This is a genomic window from Paracoccus maritimus, from assembly GCF_025195095.1.
GTDB classification, from domain to species: Bacteria; Pseudomonadota; Alphaproteobacteria; order Rhodobacterales; family Rhodobacteraceae; genus Paracoccus; species Paracoccus maritimus.
In genome coordinates, this window is record NZ_JANAVZ010000031.1 from 1 (window position 1) to 2,500 (window position 2,500).

General features: G+C 55.5%; 2 rRNA genes (1 of these 2 cut by a window edge). Both read right to left on the reverse strand.

Going from position 1 to position 2,500, the window contains the following annotated elements:
* Positions 1-116: 116 nt before the first annotated feature.
* Positions 117-231 (reverse strand): 5S ribosomal RNA (rrf, locus tag MU516_RS19185).
* 85 nt (positions 232-316) lie between these two features.
* Positions 317-2,500: ribosomal RNA gene (locus tag MU516_RS19190) — 23S ribosomal RNA — on the reverse strand; it runs 649 nt beyond the window's last position.

Below are 2,500 nucleotides of genomic sequence, written 5' to 3' on the forward strand. Positions count from 1 at the left end.
CGACCTTCAGGTTATGAGCCTGACGAGCTACCGGGCTGCTCTACCCCGCGCCAATTGCATCGCGGTGATCTGCGGTGCTTTTGTCATCGTTTCAGAGAGTTTCCGTTTCTTTCCAGGTCTGGCGGTGACCTACTCTCCCACGTCTTGAGACGCAGTACCATTGGCGCTACGGCACTTAACGGCCGAGTTCGGGATGGGATCGGGTGTTTTGCTCGTGCTAAAGCCACCAGACCGGGAAAGAAACGGATCGGCGCTGCCCCTTTCGGGGCGATGTTGTCCAAGGATGCTTTTGGAAGAAGTCCTGCTTCTTCCGGATCAAATCAAGCCTATCGAGCCATTAGTACCGGTCAACTGAACGCATTGCTGCGCTTACATCTCCGGCCTATCGACGTGGTGGTCTTCCACGGCTCTCAAGGGATACCTTGTTTTGAGGGGGGCTTCCCGCTTAGATGCCTTCAGCGGTTATCCTGTCCGTTCATAGCTACCCAGCACTGCCGTTGGCACGACAACTGGTCCACCAGTGGAACGTTCACCCCGGTCCTCTCGTACTAGGGGCAACTCCTCTCAAGTATCCAACACCCACGGCAGATAGGGACCGAACTGTCTCACGACGTTCTAAACCCAGCTCACGTACCTCTTTAAACGGCGAACAGCCGTACCCTTGGGACCTGCTCCAGCCCCAGGATGAGATGAGCCGACATCGAGGTGCCAAACGATGCCGTCGATATGGACTCTTGGGCATCATCAGCCTGTTATCCCCAGCGTACCTTTTATCCGTTGAGCGATGGCCCTTCCACTCGGGACCACCGGATCACTATGGCCGTCTTTCGACTCTGCTCGACTTGTCAGTCTTGCAGTCAGGCTGGCTTCTGCCATTGCACTCAACGAGCGATTTCCGACCGCTCTGAGCCAACCTTCGCGCGCCTCCGTTACTGTTTGGGAGGCGACCGCCCCAGTCAAACTACCCGCCACGCAGGGTCCCGGATCCGGATAACGGACCGCGGTTAGACATCAAGAGTGCGAAGGGCGGTATCTCAAGGATGGCTCCACGAGAACTAGCGTTCCCGCTTCAAAGCCTACCGCCTATCCTGCACATCGCAATCCTGATGCCAGTGCGAAGCTGTAGTAAAGGTGCATGGGGTCTTTCCGTCTAACCGCGGGAAGTCTGCATCTTCACAGACAATTCAATTTCGCTGAGTCCACATTTGAGACAGCGGGGAAGTCGTTACGCCATTCGTGCAGGTCGGAACTTACCCGACAAGGAATTTCGCTACCTTAGGACCGTTATAGTTACGGCCGCCGTTTACCGGGGCTTCAATTCAATGCTTGCACATCTCCTTTTAACCTTCCGGCACCGGGCAGGCGTCAGACCCTATACGTCGCCTTGCGGCTTCGCAGAGCCCTGTGTTTTTAGTAAACAGTCGCCACCCCCTGGTTTGTGCCCCCGACCGACAGTTGCCTGCCAATCGGGCCTCCTTCTCGCGAACTTACGGAGGTATTTTGCCGAGTTCCTTAAATGTGGTTCTCTCAAGCGCCTTGGTATTCTCTACCAGTCCACCTGTGTCGGTTTCGGGTACGGTCTCATGGAGGGCTATTTCCAGGAACCCCTCAGCAGCCCATTCAATCCGATAAGGATGAACTACCTTCGGGATCCGTCACCATCTCCTGGCCCAGGAATATTAACCTGGTTCCCATCGACTACGCCTTTCGGCCTCGCCTTAGGGGCCGGCTTACCCTGCTCAGATTAGCTTTAAGCAGGAACCCTTGGACTTTCGGCGACAGGGTCTCTCACCCTGTTTGTCGCTACTCATGTCAACATTCTCACTTCTGATCACTCCACCGGATGCCTCACGGCCCGGCTTCACAGTCAGAACATTGCCTCCGTTGCATCCGAGGACGCAAAAGAGGCAGCGTTCTATATCACAGAACGCTCCGCTACCACGCACGTAAACGTGCATCCAAAGCTTCGGCTCGTGGCTTGAGCCCCGTTACATCTTCGCCGCAAGACAGCTTGATTAGACCAGTGAGCTGTTACGCTATCTTTAAAGGATGGCTGCTTCTAAGCCAACCTCCTGGTTGTTTTGGCCGTCTCACATGCTTTCCCACTTAGCCACGAATTGGGGGCCTTAGCTGTTGGTCAGGGTTGTTTCCCTCTCCACGACGGACGTTAGCACCCGCCGTGTGTCTCCCGGATAGTCCTCTCGGGTATTCGGAGTTTGCTTAGACTCAGTAAGGCTGTGGGCCCCCATCATCCATGCAGTGCTCTACCCCCCGAGGGATACGTCCGAGGCGCTACCTAAATAGCTTTCGCGGAGAACCAGCTATCTCCGAGTTTGATTGGCCTTTCACCCCTAGGCACAAGTCATCCCGACCTTTTTCAACAGGTGTGGGTTCGGCCCTCCAGTTGGTGTTACCCAACCTTCAGCCTGCTCATGCCTAGATCACTCGGTTTCGGGTCTGATCCGTCTAACTCTGTCGCCCATTTAAGACTCGCTTTCGC